The sequence below is a fragment of the Mucilaginibacter sediminis genome (genome assembly GCF_051903035.1).
GTDB lineage: Bacteria > Bacteroidota > Bacteroidia > Sphingobacteriales > Sphingobacteriaceae > Mucilaginibacter.
This window is the reverse complement of the sequence record NZ_CP170602.1, coordinates 7,029,244-7,051,938: the sequence shown is the minus strand read 5'-3', so window position 1 is coordinate 7,051,938 and position 22,695 is coordinate 7,029,244. Positions and strand designations below refer to the sequence as shown.

At 42.5% G+C, this 22,695-nt stretch carries 19 protein-coding genes; 8 read left to right on the top strand and 11 right to left on the bottom strand.

The annotated features are described in order from the left end of the window. Positions 1–2: 2 nt before the first annotated feature. The 3 genes from ACFGVS_RS29465 to ACFGVS_RS29455 form a co-directional block, all read right to left on the bottom strand. Positions 3–2,342, bottom strand: a complete 2,340-nt coding sequence (locus ACFGVS_RS29465; protein ID WP_439696680.1) for a TonB-dependent receptor domain-containing protein — start codon at positions 2,340–2,342, stop codon at positions 3–5. 225 nt (positions 2,343–2,567) lie between these two features. Next, on the bottom strand, positions 2,568–2,939 hold the full coding sequence (locus tag ACFGVS_RS29460; protein WP_439696679.1) for a hypothetical protein: 372 nt from the start codon (positions 2,937–2,939) through the stop codon (positions 2,568–2,570). A gap of 152 nt (positions 2,940–3,091) precedes the next feature. After that, positions 3,092–3,679, bottom strand: coding sequence for a plasmid pRiA4b ORF-3 family protein (locus tag ACFGVS_RS29455; protein ID WP_439696678.1), 588 nt, complete (start codon positions 3,677–3,679; stop codon positions 3,092–3,094). Positions 3,680–3,937: 258 nt separating this feature from the next. On the opposite strand from ACFGVS_RS29455, the gene ACFGVS_RS29450 reads away from it, so the two are divergent. Both ACFGVS_RS29450 and ACFGVS_RS29445 read left to right on the top strand, forming a co-directional pair. Then, the gene (locus ACFGVS_RS29450; protein ID WP_439696677.1) at positions 3,938–4,750 is read left to right on the top strand and encodes a 3-keto-disaccharide hydrolase; all 813 of its coding nucleotides are present in this window, start codon (positions 3,938–3,940) and stop codon (positions 4,748–4,750) included. A gap of 441 nt (positions 4,751–5,191) precedes the next feature. Beyond that, the gene (locus ACFGVS_RS29445) at positions 5,192–5,509 is read left to right on the top strand and encodes a hypothetical protein (protein WP_090644867.1); all 318 of its coding nucleotides are present in this window, start codon (positions 5,192–5,194) and stop codon (positions 5,507–5,509) included. A gap of 171 nt (positions 5,510–5,680) precedes the next feature. On the opposite strand, the gene ACFGVS_RS29440 is transcribed toward ACFGVS_RS29445, so the two are convergent. The 6 genes from ACFGVS_RS29440 to ACFGVS_RS29415 form a co-directional block, all read right to left on the bottom strand. Further along, positions 5,681–5,947, bottom strand: a complete 267-nt coding sequence (locus tag ACFGVS_RS29440) for a hypothetical protein (protein ID WP_439696676.1) — start codon at positions 5,945–5,947, stop codon at positions 5,681–5,683. Positions 5,948–6,279: 332 nt separating this feature from the next. Further along, the gene (locus ACFGVS_RS29435; protein ID WP_439696675.1) at positions 6,280–7,092 is read right to left on the bottom strand and encodes a DUF4097 family beta strand repeat-containing protein; all 813 of its coding nucleotides are present in this window, start codon (positions 7,090–7,092) and stop codon (positions 6,280–6,282) included. 11 nt (positions 7,093–7,103) lie between these two features. Beyond that, positions 7,104–7,955: a hypothetical protein gene (locus tag ACFGVS_RS29430; protein WP_439696674.1), complete on the bottom strand. Its 852-nt coding sequence runs from the start codon at positions 7,953–7,955 to the stop codon at positions 7,104–7,106. Positions 7,956–7,966: 11 nt separating this feature from the next. Further along, positions 7,967–8,785, bottom strand: a complete 819-nt coding sequence (locus ACFGVS_RS29425; protein ID WP_439696673.1) for a zf-HC2 domain-containing protein — start codon at positions 8,783–8,785, stop codon at positions 7,967–7,969. A 4-nt stretch (positions 8,786–8,789) separates the two neighbouring features. Continuing rightward, on the bottom strand, positions 8,790–9,314 hold the full coding sequence (locus tag ACFGVS_RS29420; protein WP_439696672.1) for an RNA polymerase sigma factor: 525 nt from the start codon (positions 9,312–9,314) through the stop codon (positions 8,790–8,792). A gap of 537 nt (positions 9,315–9,851) precedes the next feature. Further along, positions 9,852–12,437, bottom strand: coding sequence for an ATP-binding protein (locus tag ACFGVS_RS29415; protein WP_439696671.1), 2,586 nt, complete (start codon positions 12,435–12,437; stop codon positions 9,852–9,854). 168 nt (positions 12,438–12,605) lie between these two features. Between ACFGVS_RS29415 and ACFGVS_RS29410 the strand changes: the two genes are divergently transcribed. The 6 genes from ACFGVS_RS29410 (at position 12,606) to lysA (ending at position 20,896) form a co-directional block, all read left to right on the top strand. Further along, complete coding sequence (locus ACFGVS_RS29410; protein ID WP_274209034.1) at positions 12,606–13,028, top strand: secondary thiamine-phosphate synthase enzyme YjbQ; 423 nt, start codon at positions 12,606–12,608, stop codon at positions 13,026–13,028. Positions 13,029–13,248: 220 nt separating this feature from the next. Beyond that, complete coding sequence (locus ACFGVS_RS29405) at positions 13,249–13,950, top strand: NUDIX hydrolase (RefSeq protein WP_090644847.1); 702 nt, start codon at positions 13,249–13,251, stop codon at positions 13,948–13,950. A 449-nt stretch (positions 13,951–14,399) separates the two neighbouring features. After that, on the top strand, positions 14,400–16,325 hold the full coding sequence (locus ACFGVS_RS29400; protein ID WP_439696670.1) for an ATP-binding protein: 1,926 nt from the start codon (positions 14,400–14,402) through the stop codon (positions 16,323–16,325). A gap of 314 nt (positions 16,326–16,639) precedes the next feature. Beyond that, positions 16,640–17,431, top strand: a complete 792-nt coding sequence (locus ACFGVS_RS29395; protein ID WP_274209037.1) for a DUF3575 domain-containing protein — start codon at positions 16,640–16,642, stop codon at positions 17,429–17,431. A gap of 856 nt (positions 17,432–18,287) precedes the next feature. Then, positions 18,288–19,598, top strand: a complete 1,311-nt coding sequence (locus ACFGVS_RS29390) for an aspartate kinase (RefSeq protein WP_439696669.1) — start codon at positions 18,288–18,290, stop codon at positions 19,596–19,598. A 98-nt stretch (positions 19,599–19,696) separates the two neighbouring features. Next, entirely contained in the window at positions 19,697–20,896 is a 1,200-nt protein-coding gene (gene lysA / locus ACFGVS_RS29385) for a diaminopimelate decarboxylase (protein ID WP_439696668.1), read from the top strand. Positions 20,897–20,975: 79 nt separating this feature from the next. On the opposite strand, the gene ACFGVS_RS29380 is transcribed toward lysA, so the two are convergent. Then, positions 20,976–21,740: a hypothetical protein gene (locus ACFGVS_RS29380; RefSeq protein ID WP_090644830.1), complete on the bottom strand. Its 765-nt coding sequence runs from the start codon at positions 21,738–21,740 to the stop codon at positions 20,976–20,978. Between the two features lie 100 nt (positions 21,741–21,840). Next, complete coding sequence (locus tag ACFGVS_RS29375) at positions 21,841–22,494, bottom strand: HAD family hydrolase (protein WP_274209040.1); 654 nt, start codon at positions 22,492–22,494, stop codon at positions 21,841–21,843. Positions 22,495–22,695 lie beyond the last annotated feature (201 nt).

The window sequence follows — 22,695 nt, the reverse complement described above, 5'->3', positions numbered from 1 at the left end:
GGTCAATATTTTGAAAATGAATAACTGATACCCAGGGTATAAGTACGCGGTGCCGCGGCATTATAGGTATCGCCATACCGGTTGCTGGTTACCGTGGTGGCGTACAGTTTATTGGTTAAATTTAATACATTAAACCAGATGCCCGCCCCTTTTAGCACACTGCTTTTAACATCGTAACCTAAACGCAGGTTACAAATATTATAACCGCTATAAGTTTTGGTATTTGCCGGGTTGGTATAGTACTGGTTAATGTGTTGCCACTCGCCTGCTATCCTGAAGCCCTGCAGATAGGCCGGCTTGTAGGTAAGTTCGGAATTGGCAATCCAGGCAGGCGCGTTACTCATGCGATTGCCATCGTATTTAATCACAGTGTTGCTGCCTGTGCTATAGTTTGCAACCACCTCGCTATAATGCACATACGTATGCCTGGCATTGGTGCCGCTAAACCTGAAGGTTAGCTCATTAACTGGTGCCAGTGTTAAAGAGTACTCAATGCCACGATGGCGGGTAGCACCCGCATTCTGGTTCTGCGTAGTGTTATCTGGCAAAAGCTGGCTGATGATTTCGTTACGGCCTTCCAGGTCAAACAAACTCATTTCAAAGTACAGCATTTTGTTAAAGGCCGAGAACCAGCCACCTACTTCGTAGTTATCAAAAGTAGCTTGCCTTAAGGGAGTTAGCTGCCTTGAACTATACAAGTCGCCTGTCTCTGGGGGCTGGAAGCCTACACTGTAATTGGCGTAAAAACCTTTGTTATGGCCTAAATCATATGTCAGGCCCAGTTTAGGCGCCACAATGTTAAAGTTATTGGTTTCCCGCTGTTTGTATTTTGTGCTGCCGGCAGGCAGGCCATTGGTAAAATCGTAATGCACCCTATCGTACCGCAAACCGGCCACTATGCGCAGCGCATCGGTGGGCTTTACTTCATATTGCATGTAAGTAGCTGTGTTAAACAGTTTGATACGATAATCATCGATGTATTTACCTGTGTTTGTAAAGCCGGTGTAGTAGTTATTCTGTACATCCTTATCAATATCAAGGTATTGAGCATAGTACGAACTTGGACTATCATCTACGTAAACCCCTCCTATCAGCCTGGAATGCAGAAAATCAAAGTTAACCCTGTGCTGCGCCAGCAATCCATAGCTGTGAAAACGCTGATCATTCACCTGCCCGTTACTGCTCAGGTAGTTGCCTGGATTATCCCTAACGTCGGATATAAAATAGCTTGGCAGCTGCGCGGTTGAGTTGTGGCGAAAGAATAAAGTAACAAACGTCGCATTCTTTTCATTCCACTGATGATCCAGCCTGGTGCTGGCCCTGAACGACTCCACCTTACGATAGGTAAAACGCTGATTTGCGCCATAGCTTCTGTTGTAAAAGTGGGCACTATCCAAACTTCCCGGCGTCTGGGTATTCAGGTAATTATAAGCAGCAGAAGTTGTTAACCGTGTACCGGCGTTAAAATCATAAGTAGTTTTAAAGTTGGCCGAGTACTTATCAAAATCAGAATAATCTTGCCAGCTATCTTTTTGATGACCGATGTAGCCGCCTATGTATAGGCCAAATTTGCCTTTGCTAAAGCCGCCATCCGCATCAACCCTACGGTAGTGATAGTTATCGCCACGGATAGAAACGTTGCCTGCATAGCCCGAGGGTGGCCCCTGGGTGATGAAGTTTACAGCACCGCCAATGGAGTTACTGCCGTAAAGCGACGATGCCGGGCCTTTAATTACCTCGATATCTTTAACGCCCGACACGTTGATTTCATACAGCGAGTTATGGTTAAAAATCCCCGTTGGACGTATCGGCAAACCATCTTCCATGTACAAATAAAGTGCATTATAGGTAATGGGCTGGCGTATGGCCATAGTATGCTGCTCGTTCCCCAGGTCGACCATATAAACGCCTGCTACTTTGTTGAGCAATTGGTATAGGGCAGTTGGTTTGGTATCTTTTATCTGGGTAGAGTTTATTTTGCTGATAGCGATTGGCGCATCCTGCCTGGCCTGGCCCTCGCGGCTGGCGGTTACTACCACAGGCGCCAGATCTAAAGTTGAGGGGGACAAAGCAACGTCGAGCTTATTTTCAGTAACACTAACTACCTGCGTACCATAACCAACCATAGTTACCTTGATTTCAAAAGTTCCGGGCGATGTAATAACATACTGGCCTTTGGCATCGGTAGCGCCCAGCTTTTCGCCATTGGTTTTGGCAACAACGGCGCCAGCCATGGCTTCATGGGTATTGGCATCTACAACTATAACCTGGATATTGGTTTGGCTGTAAGCCAAGGTATTAAATATAAAAAATAGTATAGAGAGAGAGAAAAATTTCTTCATGTATAATGTGTGAGGAGTTGCCTCCGGTGGATAAATAGATTGTACCGGATGAAGGCTTAATGAAGGCATTAGTATCCTTTAGTCACAAGAGGCAATTGCACGGAAGCAAAGCGCACTGCATAGTTCGCCATTGCTTTGTGCCTCGCAATAACATAGTTATCCTGCGCAAAAGCATGCAGCAAAGCCTTATCAATCAAAAAACATCCGGGAAAAATCGGGTGGAATTTATCCTAACTGCGGGGGCTGGAAGATCACTGCGGCCGGGGTGGGTGGCAGGCAGTCATCATACGGGGTATCAATTACTTGCAACAGGCTGGAATGGAATTTAACATCAGTACTACTGATAACAAACACCTCCTGGAAGAGGCTTTTTTGCGACTGCCTTTCGTCGCTGGCCTGCTTATCCTCAGCCTGTTTTATCTTTTTCATGAAGTAACATTTGCCATCGCAATGCATCCAGGGCCTGGCCCGGTTTTCGCAAAGCTTGGTGGCAATGTAATTCCTGTTCAGTTCAAATCCTGCGTATACAAAAAAGCGCGAAAAATTAACCGATACCAGCGAAAAGATCAATAAATAGGCTGTTACACGTTGCAGCATAATGCCGCAAAGGTAACCGCTGTATGGTTAAGAAGCAACCAGAGTGTTCGGTTTTTTGTGGGAATGCAAGGGTGTTCGGAGGTGAACACAATTAACTATCTAAATAACAATAACTTAAGCGTTAGGATCAATTATAATTTCGACACCAAAAATTATTCTTCGTCGTCATCATCGCCTACCAGGCGGGCGCAACGCTTATTGGCCGCTTCAAGGTCAAAGGCGTTTACATCCCACTTGCCACCTTTAGGTATGCCCATCCATCCGCGCATTTCTTTATGTTCCTGGTGGCTGGGGTCGTTCACAATATCTACCATGCGGTAGTAGCCGTGAACCCCGCCGCAGTCTTCGGGCGGGCAGGCACCCTCGCCGCCGATGCAATGCGGTGCAAACACTTGTTCTCCTGTAGTTTTTTCTAACAAAATCTCGTGTTTCCAATCGTCGCCGAAATCGTAAATGTAGGTATACTTTTGCCCGGCCCGCTTAAACACCTCGCCAATCAGGTAATCTTCACTGTCGCGCTCATCACCGCTATCGCTGTAATGGTCAAGCAATTGATAATACGGCTTCGATCCCCATCCTTTTGCCGAAAACTGGTACATATGACTGCTATCCCAGCCAAATACAGCCTGTATCGCCATATGAAATTCATCAAAACTAATGTCTTCGGGTACCAGCAGCCGCCGCCAAACTACAGGGTTTTCGGTGCCAGTGAGCTGGATTTTAAATTGGAAAGTTTTCATGGTCTGTAGTGTTAAGAAATGTCAAACATCAACAAAAAAAACGAACTCTTTACAACGGTTTAATAATACCCGGGCGTTTACTTTTTAACAACCAAGCCCGGGATATTTCAACAGATACCCAAGGGAACCAAAAGATTTAACCCTTTTATACTATCTTTAGACAAACCAAAACATAACCGGCGACAAATAGCTATTAAATTTAATACTATTTTGGTGCCCTTACAGCAACCTGTTAACAAACCACAACACATACCTGCCATGAAAAAAACACACTATTTTTTAATATTTTCCTGCTTCCTGGTACTTGGCTGTACCGGGGCAAAAAAACTGGCCGACGCCGGTAACGACGGTAAAGGCTGGAAAAAGCTGTTTAACGGCACCGACATTAAGGATTGGTTTGTGAAGATCAATCATCACCTGGTTGGCGAAAACTATGGCAATACATTTAGGGTAGAAGATGGCATAATCAAGATCAGGTATGATCAGTATGGCGATTTTGACAATCAATTTGGCCACCTGTATTACAAAACCCCGTTTTCGCACTTTCGCCTGCGGTTTGAGTACCGTTTTGTTGGTAAACAGCAAAAAGGCGCACCCGACTATACCCTGCTTAACAGCGGCGTTATGTTTCATTCGCAGGACCCCAGGACCATGCTAAAAGACCAGGATTGGCCAATATCAATAGAAATGCAGTTATTAGGCGGCCTTGGCGACGGAAAACCGAGACCGACGGGCAATATGTGCTCGCCAGGTACCGATGTGGTTTACAAAGGGAGGGTTTGGCCCGACCATTGCATCAGTTCGACCTCAAAAACTTATGATGGCGACCAATGGGTAAAGGGCGAACTCATAGTTGATGGCAACAAATTAGTTACACATATCATCAACGGCGATACTGTGTTACAATATTCAAAACCGTCCATTGGAGGCGGCGTAGCCAATGGTTACGATCCAAAGTACAAACAAGATGGAAAATTATTAAGCAGCGGCTTTATTGCCCTGCAAAGTGAGGGTCAGCCGGTTGATTTCAGGAATATAGAGATTAAACAATTTCGCGGTTCAGACCGGTAAAAAACAAGCGGAACTTCAAGGCATTTTTGTACCCGCAGGTCGCTGTGGGTACAAAAATGCCTTCAACGACGAAAGCGCCAGGAAAGAGGGTTTTTATAGTTAATAATTTGACAATTAACTATTTATTCAATAGTAATTTTAAAAGACCTTTTTCCGGGGTAAGTCTTCGCCGCCAGGGATATACATCATTCCGCCTTCGATAGTTTCGGGGAATTTTGCCCCTACAATCACACGTGGGTATGTACTTGTATAGTATTCACAGGATTTACTCACAAATCTGTATACCTATTCAGGGCAGATCATACTGCCCGAAAGCGTACATCTGATGTATCAAAACGAAACGAATATTGAACGCCGAAATCAACATAAATTATTGATATACAGATAAATAAAAGCATGGCATTTGATTTGCTCCATGTAGATTAATAAAGTGAAAGTACCATGAAGCACCACAAACAATTGGAACGGCGTACATTTTTGCAAGACCGTTTCGACATTTTAATTAAACGACAAAAGAATGGTACAGCTACCTTTAATGAACTTACCGAACTTGACGATATTGTAAACCGCGACCCCGCCATCCGAGAAAGTATCCTGGTAGAAATGCAGGAAGGCGATGCACCTGACGATCATGCACTGCCTGTTGAAAAAGCAGCTATTGAGCCGGTAAAAAAACAGGGGCTGCTTGATTTGATCCGCGGGTTTATTAACAGATGGTTTGTGACAGAACCTGTTGGTATGAAAACGGTATTGATTTAGAGCGGCAATCACATGCATTAGTTTTACTTATGACATATCCAATTTCCCTGTTATCCTGAGTAACGAAGTATCTATTAGCTATGCATAACCGACATAAATGTTGGTGAATAGTGCTTCGTTCCTCAGCATGACAAGTTTAATATTTACATAAACATTGGCTTTGAACGCTGGCTAAGACTCACCCGGCGAGGCTGCGCCCGCCACCCTCTCTTCGGCTTCGCCGGAAAGAGGGGCTTGAAAATTCATCATCTGGTTTGTGCCTTTTTCAATTGAATATCCCGCGTTCAAGCCCTCTTTCCACCGCAGGTGGCTGTTGCACAACTTAGCCGCGAAAAAAAATACACTTTTTGTAGTCGTTTGACATGCTGAGATTTCAATACCGGCAAACTTGTTTCTATCAATTGTTGAATATTTAAATCTCAGATGATTGATCGGCAAGATTTCAAGCCTTGCAATTTATGTGCTTGGTTGTGCAACAGCCACCGCAGGTGAAGAGAGGGTGGCGGGCGTAGCCTCGCCGGGTGAGTCTTAGCAACCAGGTGATACACGCCATTCCCCCTTCAGAATTCGCGTATTTTACCACTCAGCATCACAGTCTTTTATTTTGAATGTCATCCACCCTTCAGAATTTCGCAAAATTTTACCACTCGGCATGACTTATTTTAACTACTGCTTGTGGAAAGGGCAAAATAAAGGGTGAAAAGCATACCTTTTGCCTTTCACCCTTTGTCTTTCGCTTTAAACTTTTTTCACCCAATCAACTAAAAACCTCACTTCGCTTTCCTGATATACACCGCGCCAAAGGTGGTTTTCATCATTAGTTCGGGGCCGCCGCCGGCTATTTTGCCGTATACCCATTCGTCAATTTTCAGGCCATACATGCCGTCTTTATTGGTGCGGGTTACGTTGGGTTTTTGTTGTTCGGTGGCTACATCAAAATCGGTAAAAATATCACCTCTGTCTGATTTTAGCTTTACATTGGCCTTCAGGCTTGCCGGAAAGGTAACATCTATTTTGCCATTCAGGGTCGAAAATGCCATCGCTGCTTTTGGGTCGATGGATTTAAAGGTAACTATTACCGGGCCGTTTACGGTTGTGGCTACCACTGAACCGGAGATATCTGTAAGTTTTATAGAACCATTTACGTTGCTCACTTCCAACTCCCCATCCAGGTTGCTTCCTGTAATATCGCCGCCATTTACTGTTGATATTTTAAAAGTGGATGTGGTTTTAGGTACTTTTATGATTAGGTTAACCTGTTTGCCCATGCTGCTGTGTACCGTTACCTGGTTGTTATTTTCCTGGGCGCTGATATCCATGCCACTGCTGTTTAAACGGTGCATCCCGGCTACTTTTTCCTTTTCTTTATCACGGTCCTTACGTTTTTCGTCCACCTGGCCTTCAACTACAATGCTTTTACCTTCGTAGCCTATCACCGTGATGGATCCGTCTATCAAACCTACATTTAATTTAAAGGGTTTGCCAGGATCGCTTAGCGGAACAGTCAGTTGCTCCTGTGCCCACAATCGGCCAGTTACCAACAGAGCTACCGCGAATACACTTAAAAATTTTATCGTTTTCATCTTATCGTTTGTTATTGTTGTTTTTTGATATAAATATTCCCGTTAAGGGTCTCGAATTTGAATAGTTTACCGCCCGAACCAATGCGGACATCGGAATTTGAACTGAGTTTATAGGTAGTACCGGCTCCGCTTTTTGCTTCGGTTTTAACCACTTTGCTCGGCATTACCTGGGCATCAGGAAAATCGGTAAAAAACTGCCCGTTCATGCTTTTAAAGGTCAGGTCGGCCGATAGGTTGGCAGGATAGGTAATATTCATTTGCCCGTTGATGGTGTGATACGATGATTCGCCGGGAGGCACGGCCAAATAATTCACTGTTACCGGGCCATTTACGGTACGGGCAACTGTGGTACCTTTAGCGTTGATGATCTCTAACGAGCCGTTTACGTTGTTCACTTTTAATGATCCGTATACATCTTTAACGGTAATGTGGCCATCGTTTACTGTTGATACTGCCAGGCTTGCATTAAAGGGCACTTTGATGGTATAATCCAGGTGTACAATATAATCTCTCCGGTGGCCTTCATCATTCCGGTTCCAGGTATGCGGCCGGGTATCATAAGGTTCGGCTGTGTACGCAATCACGCTATCAGCTTTCTGGTCAAAGCCCAGCTTAACTTCTTTTTTAGCAACGTCGACATCGGCCTGGGTTTTGCCTTTGATGGTTTCGTCAATCTCCATCAATACTTTATCGCCGCTGTAGCCTTCAACCTTAATGGTTCCCCAAATGTTGTATACTGCTATTGTGCCGCCGCTCACTGTAAATTGTTTGGTAATATGCTCTTTATACTCCTGTGCCTGCGCGGCGTTTTGAGCAAGGCATAGCCCGAGTGCCGCAAAAACGGCAAGTAAAACTGGTTTCATAATGGTTGTTTTTAAATGAGTTGTGTTATGGTTTGTTTGATTTTGTCTTTTACACCGGGGTTTAGTCCTTTTTGTTTCAGTAACTCTTTAAACGAATTAACCGACTTTTTTTCCTGCAGCTTCAGCATCACATCTGCAATGGCCGATTGCAGCAGCGGCGAATCCTGCTGAACGATGGATGCTATCAGCCCCTGCCGCACTTCCGGGTGCGCGGCCATCTGGGTTAAAGCATCAAGCGTACTTAAGCGTACATTCACATTCGGATCGTTGTTAAGGGTGGCAAATAAAGCATCAATAACCTCCTTATCGGCATGTTTAATCTCGCTGGTATAGCTTACCGCTTTAATCCGTTCAGATGCCGATGGATTTTCGAGCATTGCCAGCATCATAGTTTGTTTTAGCTCATGTACCTGCGATGTAAGGTCTTTCAACTGCTCATCTTGTTTGCCCGCGGTGCTTCCCCTGAAAGCCAGGTACCCCGCGCCAAAACTAACCAGTACTATAAGCAGGCTATAAGCCAGCGGCCGGCGCTGTTGCCATTGCCATAAGCGGGCAATTTGTTCTTTTATGCTAAAGGCTGGCTTGCTTTCTTCAACCGATTCCTTGTAAGTATCAAGCATGGCTTTAAACTTTAGTTCTATGTGGGCACCCGGTTCCGGTGTCTGCATATTGCCCATTAAAGCCCAAACCTGCTGCATTTCGGCAAGTTCCCGCATACAATCCTGGCAGTCTGATACGTGTTTTTCAAACTCATCACGCTCGGCAGCGGTTAACTCATTGCTTATATAGCCGCTAAATTTTTCTTCGTATTGCGCACAATTCATCTTCATCTGTTTAACGTTCCATTTTGGCGTAAATATCTTTTAACTCCTGCATAGCCCTAAAGGCGCGTACTTTAGCGGCCCCTTCGGTAATACCTAAAATTTGCCCTATCTCCTGGTACTTCAGCTCCTGGAAACGACTGAGCGTTAGTATCTCCCGGTTATCATCGCTCAACTTTTCCATAGCGTTATATAACCCCGCATTGGCCTGCTTTTTTTCCAGGTGCTCATCGGCGCTGGTGCCTCCCGGCAACCTGTCGGCCAATTCACTTATGTCCTGGTATACGCCTTGTTTGCCACCTTTTTTGGCATTATCTTTTAACACATTGCGGGCGATCTGGTACATCCAGGCCATAAACTCGCCCTCGCCTGTAAAGCTGCTACGATACCTGAGCATTTTGTAAAACACGATTTGTACCATATCCTCGCTGGCCTCGCGCTGATAAGTCATGTGAAACAGGAAGCCGTATAAGGCACGGTAATGCCTTTGGAACAGCAGCCCCATCCTATCCAAATCTCCGGCCTTTACCCGGAGCATGATCGTGTTATCACTTAGTGCGTTCAAAAAGGCCTGGTTGCGTTAGTTATATATTGGAGACCGCCGTAATTTTAATTGGTTACAGGGAATTTAAACTTTTTTTAGGGAAAAGATGAAAGGCGAAAGGTAAAAGGTTAAAGATGAAAGCAGGGCAAACGCGTCTAAATAGTCAATCCTTAAAAAGTCAATAAACAACGCGGCGGATATTTCTGGTACTTTAAGTATTTGACAGCTGCAATTGGTAATCCATATAAAAAGAGCCAAAAGATTGTCTTTCCAGTGTTAACCATAATAAAATACAAAATGTTGATTATCAAATATTTACCAATATCCTATCTGAAATATGTTAAGTTATGTTAACCCAAAACGTAAAGTACTAAACAACGGCTTGAACGCAGGCTACGACTCACCCCGACATCGCTGCGCTGGCCGGGGTGAGTCGTAGCCGCCATGCGATATACGTCATTCCCCCCTTTATAATTTCGCAAATTTCATCACTCAAGACGACTCAGTTTGTCCGCCTAACTACCGCCATACCTACTCCAGCGGCAATGTAAACCAAAACGTGCTCCCTTGCCCTAATTCACTCTCTACACCAATTTCGCCACCATGGCGTTTTACAATTTCTGAACTGATGTATAGCCCAAGGCCAAGGCCCGCGTTTTGGTAACTGGCAGGCTCGGCCCGGTAGTAACGGTCAAAAAGATGGCCTATCTTTTCTTTTGACATCCCGGGACCGGTATCTTTTACCGATATTTTGGCAAACCCATCCAGTTTTTCAATAACAAAGTAAATCTTTTTTGACTCGGGTGCATATTTTACTGAATTGTTTACCAGGTTTACTACAGCCTGATCTACCTGGTGCTCATCGGCATTTACTACTAATTGTTCGTCGCCTATAACAACCAGTTCGTGCTTGCCTGTAATGCGTACATGATTACAGCAAACATTCAGCATTTGGGCAATATTAAACGGGGCTTTATTAAGCTGCAGTTTGGTTTCGTTCATCCGGCTCACATTCAGTAGGTCTTCAACCAACGCGCTTATTTTATTCATACTCCTGCTGGATTGCTCTATTAGCTTAGGCAGCATCTGCGACGATGGATTATCTTTCATAAGCTCCAGCAGTTGTAATGATGCTTTTAGGCTGGTAATTGGCGTTTTAAGCTCGTGACTGGCAATACTTATAAAATCGTCTTTACGTTGTTCCTGCTCGCGGCGGTCGGTTATATCAAACATTACGCCCGAAAAATGCGGGGGCTTGCCAGGCTCGGCTTCGTACAACTTACCGGTGGCTTTTACCCACCTTGTTTGCTTATCATGATAACCAATAATCGGATGCTCAATCTGATGCAGCGCACCCGTTGCTATAGAATGCTCGATGGAGCCGAGCACCCTTTCGCGATATGGCTCGGGTATTTGCAGGGCAGCTGCTTCGTATGGCATTTCCTCGTCGGCATTAAAACCAAACAACTGCCTAAGCCGGCCATTTGTAACTAATTCTCTTGTAGTTGCATTAATATACCAGGTACCCATATCGGCAGCCTCTACGGCAATACGTTGCTTCTCTTCGGCCAGTTCAATGGCTTTGCGGGCTTTTACCTGCTCGGTTACTACGTGGGCAAGCAGCATAATGCTGGTAGTTTTACCTGCCGGGTTTTTTAACGGCTGATAGACAAAATTGGAGTATACTTCCTCAATTTTCCCATCCTGCTCCAACAAGGTTTTAACTTCATTGCCATAATAAGGTTTGCCGCTGTCGTATACATTTTCAAGCAACTTCAAATACTTCCTTCCAATCCACTCTGGTATTGCTTCTTGCAGGGGCTTACCAATAATATTGTCGGTTTTCCCCCATACCGCTAAAACCTTTTTATTGGCCGATTCAACAATAAAGTCGCGGCCTTTCAACACAGCAATTGCAACAGGGGCATCGGCCAGCATATAGCTTAGCTTAGCCTCACGCTCGGCCAGTTCAACAATGTTAGCGCTTAAATTCGCCTTCGCTTGTATCAGTTCCTCGTTGGTGGCCAGCAACTCTTCATTTGCAGCAGCTAACTCCTCGTTTGATGCGCCAATCTCTTCATTAAGCACTTTTTGTTCGTCATAACTTTTTTCTAACAACTGCCGGGCTTCAACAAGCCCTGTAATATCGTTAGCGGCAACTACTACACCCGTTACATTTCCATCTGTATCAAACAAAGGGTCGTAGTAAAAGCTTATATATTTAACAACAGTACCGTCCGGCGTATCCAGGTAAAATATTTCCTCATCCTCGCCGTAGCTAACACCGGTATCATAAACCCTGGCCAATAAAGCCGCAAAGGGCTGGCCTTCTAATTCGGGCAGTATTTTCAGCAACTGTTTCCCCGTAATGTCACCATTGACTTTACCCCAAATATCGGCAATTGCCTGGTTTGCTATTTCAACTGTCCAGTTGCGCCCCCTTAATATGGCCAGCGGGTTTCGTGCAGTTGCTATCAGGGTACGTAAATTCAATTCACTTTCAAATAACTGTTTGGTACGCCTGGTTACCCGCTCTTCTAATAATATGTTGGTGTGCTGCAATTGCTCCCGTATTGCCGATAGCTCTTCGTTACTGGCCTCCAACTCTTCTACCGTTGCCTGTATTTCATGATTGGCCTCGTTCAATTTATGATTAAGCGATATAAGTTCTTCTTTTGATAGTGCAAGATGCTCATCGGCCAATACCTTATCGGTTACATTGGTAACCATATGAATAATGTACTGGATATGATGGGCATCGTCAAAAACAGGTGTATTTAAAGGTTCCCAATATCGTGTTATAAACTGCCCTGCAACCATAGGGTTCGGCACATCATAACGCTGTATGGCCATTTTATGTGGCTGCTTGTTAAGCAACACCGATTGCAGCGAGGCATTTAAGTTAAATACCCCCATAGCCTCCGGTGTATCGGGATTATCCGGAAAAACGTCAAAAACATTGCGACCCACTATGTTTTCGCGGATGGTTTCTGTTTCCCTTAAATATTGATCACTGGCGGTTAGTATCAGCAATTGCGGCGACAGGATAGCTATAGAAACCGGAACGGTTTCCAATGCTTTAAGCGTTTGGGCAGACGGACCAATATTTGCTGACATAAATAGGTTATAAGACGCAATTTACTTTGCGTTTTGCGAAATTTAAAGTAATAATTAAAATAAACCTAAAGATTAATTTGTTTTGGCAAAACAATATTATAGCTATTCAGAATAATACATTCTTAACTTAATACTCCCTAAATTTGTTACCTAACTACAGTTTTAAAAATGCAAATCCATCAGCAAGCTATCCGACTACGCGAACGCAAACGAGGTTTTCACTTAATTACCGCCGAGGTACTACAGGCGCTTCCTCAAATAGCCAGTATGAGGGTAGGTATGTTACAGGTTTTTATTCAACATACTTCGGCCTCGCTCACCATTAATGAAAATGCCGATCCAACTGTACGCATGGATTTTGAGATGTATTTTAACAAAGCCGTACCCGAGAACGATCCTGACTATCGGCACGATGATGAAGGGCCAGACGATATGCCAGCCCATTTAAAAGCCGCCATGCTGGGTAGTTCAGTAACAGTACCAATCCGCAACGGCAGGCCGGCGTTTGGTACCTGGCAAGGTATTTATTTATGCGAACACCGTAATTATGGCGGCAGCCGCGATTTGGTAATTACCGCCTGGGGAGAATAGACGACTCACCAAACCCTCTCCAAAGAAGAAGGTTTTTGATTTGTATGGGAGTATTTAGTGTTGCTAAAAAAAATCAAATACAAATATTCCTTATTTTTTGTCAAATTACCGTCTTAAACACACTAATTAAACCTTATACGCAAGCGAGGGATTAACCAAGACTTCACATATCCCAAATGTTATTATATATTTGTTTTTGTTATAAACCTTTACAATAAAAATGCAGAAGTATTCGAAACAAACCAGGTTATTATTAGCTGTAGATTGTATAATTTTTGGCTTTGACGGGGAGGTTTTAAAAATATTGCTGATCAAAAGAGGATTTCAGCCCGAAAAGGGCAACTGGAGCTTAATGGGTGGTTTTGTGCAGAACGATGAAAGCCTTGACCAGGCGGCCAACCGTATCCTTAAACAGCTTACAGGCCTTGAAGGCGTGTACCTTGAACAATTATACACCTTTGGCGATCCAAACCGCGACCCACTGGAGCGCACCGTTTCTGTAGCTTATTTTGCTTTGATTGACATTCATAAATATGAAACCCAGATAAGCGCTGATTATCACGCCGAATGGTTTCAGCTAAAACGGGTGCCAAAACTGATATTCGATCAGCAGGAAATGGTTGAACAGGCGCGCAAACGTATCCGTTACAAAGCAGCTATGCATCCCATCCTGTTTGAGCTGCTGCCTACAAAATTCACTATACCACAATTACAGATCCTGTACGAGAGTGTTTTTAATACCACTATTGATAAGCGTAATTTTAGTAAAAGAGTACTGGCTACAGGCCTGCTTATTAAATTGGCCGATAAAGATAAAGCCGGCTCCAAACGAGGCGCTTACTACTATCAGCTTAACATGCAAAATTATTATGCCAAATTCCAGGCGTTCATGAATTTTATTCCGAACCCTGATAGCTTGTAAAGGTAAATTTGTTTGATGTTTTTTATCGCTGAATATCGCAACAACGTTTAAAACTTTATGGTTAATTATGCCGGGCAATTCCTGGCAAGGCAACTGATTATATAATCCCGCTAAGGCATTTAAGCAAATGCGCTATGAAAAACAGGCAAATTGCTTCGGCATCAGCTATTTCAACAACTCATTTGAAAACACAGTTGCCGCTTATGCCAATTATTACCGGTATAAAAAAGTGGTCCATGTATTATTAGTTAAATTTGATGATAAAAAATATTTGAAGTACCTAAAGCAAAAAATCAAAAAAATAGGGAAAATTATCAATAAATAGCCAACAACTGTAAAAAAAGACAATATTGGCAAGGTATTTTATATATCGGGATATTGTTTAGTACTAAAAATTTTACATATATTCATCCTGTCGATTTATTTCCCTGCACAGCTTGATTTATAAAATGAAGAAGCACTTAAGCCTTTTATTGTTGCTGATATTTGCGGGTAAAGCTGGCTATTGCCAATTAAAAGATATTGACAAGATCCAAAAACAACTTCCTTTAATAACCGATAGTATAAAATACGTTGACGCCCTTAACCGTTTGGGGATGTTGATGTATGAAAGGAACATTGATAACTCCTTTTACTACGCAAAGCTTGCCAGGGCTATTTCTACAAGGTTAAAATACAAGCAAGGTGAGGCCGATGCCCTTAACGTAATAGGAATTGTTTATGACCTGCGAGGCAATCTTCAGCTATCCCTTAGGTATTATAACGATGCCTTTAACCATTACGTGGTTTTACGCGACTCGGCCAATATCGTTCAGACCTTAATGAACATTGCACTTGTTTTTAACGAACGAAAAGAAGACAAAAAAGCTATAGACGCTTTAAAGCAGGCGTTAGCCCGGGGAGCGGGCCTTAAAAAAGATTCGATCATCTCTTTGCTGTACTGTAACTATCTGTTGTTGTACCCCGATTCGGTTAGTGAAAATTTAGCCAGGATATACCTTGACCGGGCGCGCCGCATTGCTACTAAGTATAAAGATGAACGGGTATTGTTGGTAACCGACCAGGTACAGGCAAACATTTACCTCAAAAATGGCAAACGCAAGCAAGGCATAATACAATTGCAAAAGGCCGCCGCCGAGGGCATAGCATTAGATGTAAACTATGTAACCCTTGATATACTAAAAAGCCTCGGCGACCTTTTTATCCTTACAGATAGTACAAAAGCTATCTACTACTATAAACAGGGGCTGGCAATATCGGAGTTAAAGGGTTATCATTTTTACGGCAAAGTTTTTGGCAAAAGCCTGTACAATATCTACAAGCAAGACAACCTGCGCGAGGCGCAACGTTATAGTAGCAAACTGCTGGAACTGTATGAAGCCGAAGAAGTATTTAACAATACGTCGGGACTTGATTATATTGACTACGCCATAAAAGATCAGCAAATTGAGGCGCTAACAACAAGGGCCGAAAACCGCTATACCCTGATGTTGGTTTTTGGTTTTTTGCTTTTGCTTACCGGGCTTTCGGTAGGCATATTTTACCGCCTATACAGACTTAAACGCCGGCATAACGAAACTCTGGAAGAGTTGAACCGCACAGTGCAACTGCGCAACCAAAAACTGGAAGTTGATCATGAATTTAACAACCGCCTGGTATCTATCCTCGCGCATGATTTCAGGCAGCCCCTTGGCTCATTAAAAACCCTGGCTACTGTTTTAAAGGATGCAGATGCGTTTACCCACGAAGAATTGATGATGCTGGTAGAAACCATGGAACGTTCGTCAGACATAGCGCTGGAGATTTTTGAAAATATTTTACAATGGATAAAGCAACAACTATCCGGCTTTAGCTATAGCCCCGTTGCACTACCACTCAGGGAACTTATAGACGAGGCTTTACAGCCATTTGCTATTATAGCCCGGGAAAATAAGATTACATTAATAAACAATGTAGATAGCAACATTCATATTGATGCTGATAAAGAACTTGTACAATTTATCCATCGCAATTTTATACATAATGCAATCAAATTTTCGCCAGAGAATTCTTGTATCACAATTACCGGTTTTGGCGCCCCCGATGAGGTAACGGTTTGTGTACAGGACGAGGGCAAAGGCATTTCGCCAGAAAAACTACCGGGGATTTTCAATTTCAAGATAGACATGAAATACAGCAGCGAAAAAGAAAAAGGCGCAGGTGTAGCCCTCATGATATGCAGCGATTTTATCGACAAAATGAATGGACGCATCTGGGTTGAAAATAACAAAGGCAAAGGCGCTTCATTTTGCTATGCACTGCCAGTTATTCAAAAATCATCAAAAAGAACCATTTCAAATACACCTGTTGCCGCCAATGCACTTCCGGATTTATAAACCTTTTTATTACTCCCGAAAAGTTTTATCCAACATCATCAATCTTAAACACCACAGCTATTTTGCTGGGCTTTTGTTCCGGACCGTTTATCACCAAACGTATATCTCGGCAGTTTCAGTAAATACCTTGGCTATTCATGTGGCTGATTAAGCTTAAGAAAAAAAATAATAAATTAACCGATCAATGTCGACTATCAATATAATAACTTAAAAATAAGATAATTACACTTTAACATGAATATTGTGTAAGCTAAAACACTTTTGTAATTTCACCAGGTAAACCAACCAAATCCAAACTATTAACCACAAACAGTATGCAAAAAAACTTACCATCATTTTTAAAAACAACTACTGTATTTTTAAGCATTTTACTATGCTTCTGTATCGGCAACGTATCGGCTCAAAACAGCGATTATAAAAAAAACAATATCCAGGTTAACTTATCGTCGTTAGTATTGCATAATTACAGTTTTAACTATGAACGTTCGGTTGCCCGTAAGATCACTATATCAGCAGGATATAAATTTATGCCAGATACCCGCATTGGCGATGTATCTTTAATAAAATCCATAGGTGATAAAATATCAGATGACGGCGACAATATTGATTACAAAAATACCCGCACCTCAAATCAAACGTTTACCGCCGAAGCACGTTTTTATACCGGCAAACACGATGGACCCCGTGGGTTTTATGTTTCATTATATGGCAGGTATAACAGCATGAAAGTTAACTATCCATATGTTTATACAGTTGGCAACGGCAATAATGTAAATGTGCCTTTAACTACTACATTAAATGGAATAGGCGGTGGTGCCATGATTGGCGCCAAATGGCTTATAGCCCAAAAGATATCATTAGATGTGTATATACTGGGTTTACACTACGGCAATATGAGTGGCGATGTAATTGGTAATACAGACCTAAGTGCCTTATCGGCCAATGATAAACAGCAGCTTAAAGACGATATTGACAGCAAGTTTGTTTTATTAAACCATAATTATATTAAAAGTTCTACCGTTACCAATAGCGGCGTTACCGCGCATGCCAGCGGCCCTTTTGCCGGTATCAGGGGCCTGGGTATTAACTTAGGGTTTTCATTTTAATTATATTTGTACCTTGTTACAGGCATTTTTTAAGCAAAACACCATAAAAATTTATGGGTGATCCTAAAACCTTTAATGATAACATCCGCCCCTATCCTTTTTTGACATTTTTTTACTTGGTTTTTCTTTGTAAAATATTCACTTTATATCCTACCGGATAAATATCGGTTATCAGTCTGGTAACATTGCAGGTGTAGTGCAAATGGTTAAAGCAAATGAATATGGTTATTGCGCAAGGCACCAGTCAAATTGTTCCTGTTTAGCAACACCAAACGGAACAATTGGTGTTAAAGAGTTAAACCGTTTAATAAAAACCAATGCGCCGGGCAATCTATACCGGGTGCGGTGAAAGGTTAAAACAGAATAATTACTATATTAGCTGAAACGAAGTTGCGGTAAAAAATGCAACTTCGTTACTACCTATCATAAGCATACAAAATTTGTTTGTAATATGCGCATAGTAGATATAAACACGAATACACCAAAGAAAAAACGCAAATTACACCTGTGCCCAAAGTGCAAAAGTAACGGCGGCCAAAGAAAGCAACGCCCATTGTTAGTTAAGTGGCTTTTGTTTTGGCTGCCCATAAGGATTTACCATTGCAAAATTTGCAGCAAAAAATTTATGACATTCGGCAGTTGGTAATAAATCTTGATAAACAACAGCAAGGTGGTTAATAAACTAACCGTTCATCATTGTGATTGAAATGCATAAGCAAATTTCGCCAATTTTATAAAAAAGGGCGTTTCTGAAAACCAGCTAAATTTTATTAGCTATAAGCATTTTAAAACCCTATTTTTAACGCCGCAAATAAGGGCACCTACCCGCCCGTTATTTTAGGTTAACAAAATAGCAATGAAAGTTTTAAAATTTGGCGGCACATCTGTGGGCAGTCCGGCCCGCATGAAAGCACTGCTTGACATTATAGACCCTACAGAAAGACAAATCGTTGTGCTTTCGGCGGTATCAGGTACAACAAACAACCTGGTTGAAATTGGACAGGCTTATCTTACAGGCGATAAAAAGAAAGCCATAATCCTGATAAGTGCGCTAAAGGATAAATACGAATTATTTATAAATGAACTTTTTACCAACGTCGAATATTTAAAGCAAGGCAAGGAAGTAATTGACTATCACTTTGCATTACTTAATAACCTGGCCAATAATAATTTTACTACTATAGAAGAGAAAATAGTTTTAGCCCAGGGCGAACTGTTATCGACCACATTGTATCATGTTTACTTAAAAGAGATAGGTGTGCCATCGGCATTGCTGCCTGCTTTGAGTTTTATGAAGATAGATGAGGATAACGAACCTATTGTTGATTATATCACCGAAAAAATAACCCCGTTACTGGATAAACAACCAGAGGTTAACCTATTTATAACACAAGGGTTTATTTGCCGGAATGCTTTTGGCGAAATTGATAACCTGCGCCGCGGCGGCAGCGATTACACAGCATCGTTGATAGGCGCCGGCATCCGCAGCGAAGAAGTGCAGATTTGGACAGATATTGATGGAATGCATAATAACGACCCGCGGATTGTGAAAGGCACGCAGCCTATAGCCCAGCTATCATTTGATGAAGCAGCCGAGTTGGCGTATTTTGGCGCCAAAATATTGCACCCGCAAAGCGTGTTCCCGGCGCAAAAGTATAAAATACCAGTACGCCTGTTAAACACTATGGATCCGCAGGCAAAAGGAACGCTGATAACCAACACAAGCGAAAAGGACAAAATCAAATCTATTGCTGCCAAAGATGGCATTACGGCCATCAAAATTCAAAGCAGCCGGATGTTGCTGGCACATGGCTTTTTGCGGAAGGTATTTGAAGTTTTCGAGCGATATAAAACATCAATAGATATGATTACCACATCAGAGGTGGCAGTATCTTTAACTATTGACGACACCACTTACCTTGGCGAGATTACCAGCGAGCTTAACATTTTTGGCTCGGTAGAGCTGGATGTAAACCATACTATCATTTGCGTAGTAGGCGATTTTGGTGCCGAAAAACATGGCTATGCAGCACGGGTGCTGGAAGCCGTAAAACACATCCCGTTAAGAATGATATCATACGGCGGCAGCGACCACAACCTGTCATTACTGGTTAAAACAGATGATAAGGTGGAAACGCTTAGAAGCTTGCATAACCGGCTGTTTTAATTGGGGAATTGGAAATTTCGATGCGGATTTATTTTCGATTCCTAATTTGCCACCGCCAAGTTTTTTGACTTTTGAATTTTGACTTTTGAATTAAAAAAATGTTTACAACCAATACCATAAATACCTTTAATCAATTAGATACCCCGTTTTATTACTATGACATGGGCGTATTGCGCCAAACGTTGGAAGCCTGCCGGGATGCCTCGGCAAAACATGGCTTTCATGTGCACTATGCCATGAAGGCAAACTTTAACCCGAAGGTGCTGGATATGATTCAATCTTTTGGTTTTGGTGCCGATTGTGTGAGCGGCAACGAGGTTAGGGCAGCTATTGAACATGGTTTTGACAAAGGCAAAGTAGTTTTTGCAGGGGTAGGAAAATCAGACCGTGAAATAAACTATGCGCTTGATGCTGATATTTTTTGTTTCAATGTCGAGTCGGTTCAGGAACTGGAAGTAATTAATGAGTTGGCGGCTGCCAAAGGTAAAAAGGCCAATGTAGCCATCCGCATTAACCCTAACGTTGATGCGCATACACACCATTTTATTACTACCGGGTTAGATGAAAATAAATTTGGCATTAATATATGGCAGCTGCCCGATGTGGCTACAGCCCTGCGCAAATGCGCCAGCCTGCAATTTTTAGGCATTCACTTCCATATAGGCTCACAAATTACCGATCTGGAGGTTTATAAAAGCCTTTGCACACGCATTAACGAAATGCAGGATTGGTTTGAAGATCATGGTTTCCCGGTTAAAGTACTAAACACCGGCGGTGGCTTAGGTGTTGATTATTACAGCCCGGACACCAACATTGCCGATTTTGAAAACTATTTCCAGGTATTTAAAAACTTCCTGAACGTAAAACCAGGGCAGGAAGTACACTTTGAGCTTGGCCGTGCTTTGGTAGCCCAAAGCGCATCGCTGATATCGAGGGTACTGTATGTAAAAAATGGCAAAAAGAAAAACTTCCTGGTATTGGATGCCGGCATGACTGAACTGATACGCCCCATGCTTTACCAGGCTTATCACCAGATAGAAAATATAAGTAAGAATCAAGAGTCAAGAATCAAGAATCAAGATAACCCCACTCACAACTCACAACTCACAACTCACAACTTGAAATATGACGTAGTAGGCCCCATCTGCGAAAGCACAGATTGTTTTCAGAAGGATGTTGACCTGCCGGAATCATTTCGTGGCGACCTGATTGCCGTACGCACTGCCGGCGCATACGGCGAGGTGATGGCCTCTGGTTATAACCTGCGCGACAGGGTTGGCAGTATTTATTCAGAATAGGTTCTTTTAAGTCGAAAGTTCTAAGCCGAAAGTCTTAAGTCCGAAGTCTGATTTTGACTTAGAACTTAAGACTTTCGACTTAAAACTTTAAGCCAACCCTGAACTGTACGTAGGTGCCGCCTTCAATCACGGCAAAATATTGCTTTAATTGTATAAAATACGAGAAGGCAACATAGGTGGGCGTTTTATAAGTTACGTAATCGTTTTTATTGTTGTTGTAAATATTATCGTTACCAAATGTTTCGCCAACAAATATCCTGAAACCCATCTGGGTATTGGGCTTGCGGCCGTGAAAAACAATTTCGCTGGTTAAGCCGCCGGTAAACAGTTCGGTGCGGGTATCGGTGTAAAAGTTAGGATCGCCGGTTACATCTTTCCTGAACCTGGCATAATCGCCAAACTCATGGCTATAAGCCGCTTCAAAACCAATAATCCTGATATCGGTACGCCCATCATTATTGATATAAAAGTTGCCTGATAAACGGCCACCTACCGCGCCGAAGAATTTATCTTTAAAATAATGGGCGTCGCCCTCCTGTAAATCATAATTGGAGTAATTGCCCAATGATGTAAATGCACCATACGCCAGGTTAAAGTTTTTAAACGTGTGGGCTTCACTTATGTTTAACTGGCCGCTGGTAAGCTGATCGCTAAGGTTATTGCCAAAATCAAGCACCAGTCCGGCCGATACATAAGTAGCCGATTTAACACTATCCATCGACATCGGCTTTGGCATGTAGGCTATATCACTTTTGTGCAGGGCCGGGCCATACACATGCTCGCTGCATGAACTTAACAAACCCAAAAGTAATGCTGCTGCCGGTAAGTAGAATTTTATTTTCATAAAGGTATATTGGTTAAGAATTTAGGGACTAAAAATCTTTACCAATAATACGCTAAAAACCTAAGTTATGTAACAAGCCGCGTTAATAAATAACTTTTGCCTAAAATGCCAGGGCTTCTATAAACGCGTCATTAAAATCTTCCGAAAAATGGAGCACATTATCCAGGTGTTCAAACTCTTGGGCAATATGTGTAGTAGTAAGCACAACGGCTTTCATACCGGCATTTGCTGCGGCTTCAACACCTTTAGGTACATCTTCAAATACGATGCAGTTGGTTGGCTCAGCATTTAAAAGCTGTGCCGCCTTTAAAAAAGTTTCGGGATGCGGTTTACTCAAAACCACATCATCGGCGCTAACTATAGCCTTAAAATAGTGCCTTATGTTCAGGTTATCCAGCACAAAGTCGATATTAAACGGTATGGCGGCCGAACCTATGGCCATCGGGATACCTTTTTGATAAGCAGCCTCTAAAAACTCTCTTAAACCGGGCAGAAGTGCCAGATGGGGCAAAAATTCCTGCTGGTATTTTTGCTCTTTTTTGTAAGAAAGATCGTTCATCTCGTCAACCGTAAAGCGGTTGGTACCAAACATCCGTACAAGCACTTCGGGATTTTTACCGTACATCTCTTTTTTTACTTCTTCCCACGTAAAATTGCCGCCTAACTGATCGTTCAAAAGCGTTTGCCAGGCTTTGGTATGATAGGGCATGTCATTTATCATGGTGCCATTAAGGTCGAATATAAAGGCCTTCATAGTATATTTTGAATTTTGGGCGCAAAATACACTTTATAAAAACTAAAAATAGCTTCCTTACGTACAATGATATATACACTAGTACAATTTTATTTAACGAAATAGTTAATACAACATTTAAGGTGTAGCTAAAATAATAAGGATTGTGTTGCGGTTGTTTTTGCGTGATTATTGATTTTAGCAAGCCCATTGGCCCAAAAG

Coding starts and splice junctions, on each gene's coding strand:
- ACFGVS_RS29455 (WP_439696678.1), bottom strand. CDS start 3,679: ATGAAAACTTTCCAATTTAAAATCCAGCTCACTGGCACCGAAAACCCT.
- ACFGVS_RS29400 (WP_439696670.1), top strand. CDS start 14,400: ATGAAGAAGCACTTAAGCCTTTTATTGTTGCTGATATTTGCGGGTAAA.
- ACFGVS_RS29435 (WP_439696675.1), bottom strand. CDS start 7,092: ATGAAAACGATAAAATTTTTAAGTGTATTCGCGGTAGCTCTGTTGGTA.
- ACFGVS_RS29460 (WP_439696679.1), bottom strand. CDS start 2,939: ATGCTGCAACGTGTAACAGCCTATTTATTGATCTTTTCGCTGGTATCG.
- ACFGVS_RS29465 (WP_439696680.1), bottom strand. CDS start 2,342: ATGAAGAAATTTTTCTCTCTCTCTATACTATTTTTTATATTTAATACC.
- ACFGVS_RS29415 (WP_439696671.1), bottom strand. CDS start 12,437: ATGTCAGCAAATATTGGTCCGTCTGCCCAAACGCTTAAAGCATTGGAA.
- ACFGVS_RS29380 (WP_090644830.1), bottom strand. CDS start 21,740: ATGAAAATAAAATTCTACTTACCGGCAGCAGCATTACTTTTGGGTTTG.
- ACFGVS_RS29375 (WP_274209040.1), bottom strand. CDS start 22,494: ATGAAGGCCTTTATATTCGACCTTAATGGCACCATGATAAATGACATG.
- ACFGVS_RS29445 (WP_090644867.1), top strand. CDS start 5,192: ATGAAGCACCACAAACAATTGGAACGGCGTACATTTTTGCAAGACCGT.
- ACFGVS_RS29420 (WP_439696672.1), bottom strand. CDS start 9,314: ATGCTCCGGGTAAAGGCCGGAGATTTGGATAGGATGGGGCTGCTGTTC.
- ACFGVS_RS29430 (WP_439696674.1), bottom strand. CDS start 7,955: ATGAAACCAGTTTTACTTGCCGTTTTTGCGGCACTCGGGCTATGCCTT.
- ACFGVS_RS29410 (WP_274209034.1), top strand. CDS start 12,606: ATGCAAATCCATCAGCAAGCTATCCGACTACGCGAACGCAAACGAGGT.
- ACFGVS_RS29425 (WP_439696673.1), bottom strand. CDS start 8,785: ATGAAGATGAATTGTGCGCAATACGAAGAAAAATTTAGCGGCTATATA.
- ACFGVS_RS29450 (WP_439696677.1), top strand. CDS start 3,938: ATGAAAAAAACACACTATTTTTTAATATTTTCCTGCTTCCTGGTACTT.
- ACFGVS_RS29395 (WP_274209037.1), top strand. CDS start 16,640: ATGCAAAAAAACTTACCATCATTTTTAAAAACAACTACTGTATTTTTA.
- lysA (WP_439696668.1), top strand. CDS start 19,697: ATGTTTACAACCAATACCATAAATACCTTTAATCAATTAGATACCCCG.
- ACFGVS_RS29390 (WP_439696669.1), top strand. CDS start 18,288: ATGAAAGTTTTAAAATTTGGCGGCACATCTGTGGGCAGTCCGGCCCGC.
- ACFGVS_RS29405 (WP_090644847.1), top strand. CDS start 13,249: ATGCAGAAGTATTCGAAACAAACCAGGTTATTATTAGCTGTAGATTGT.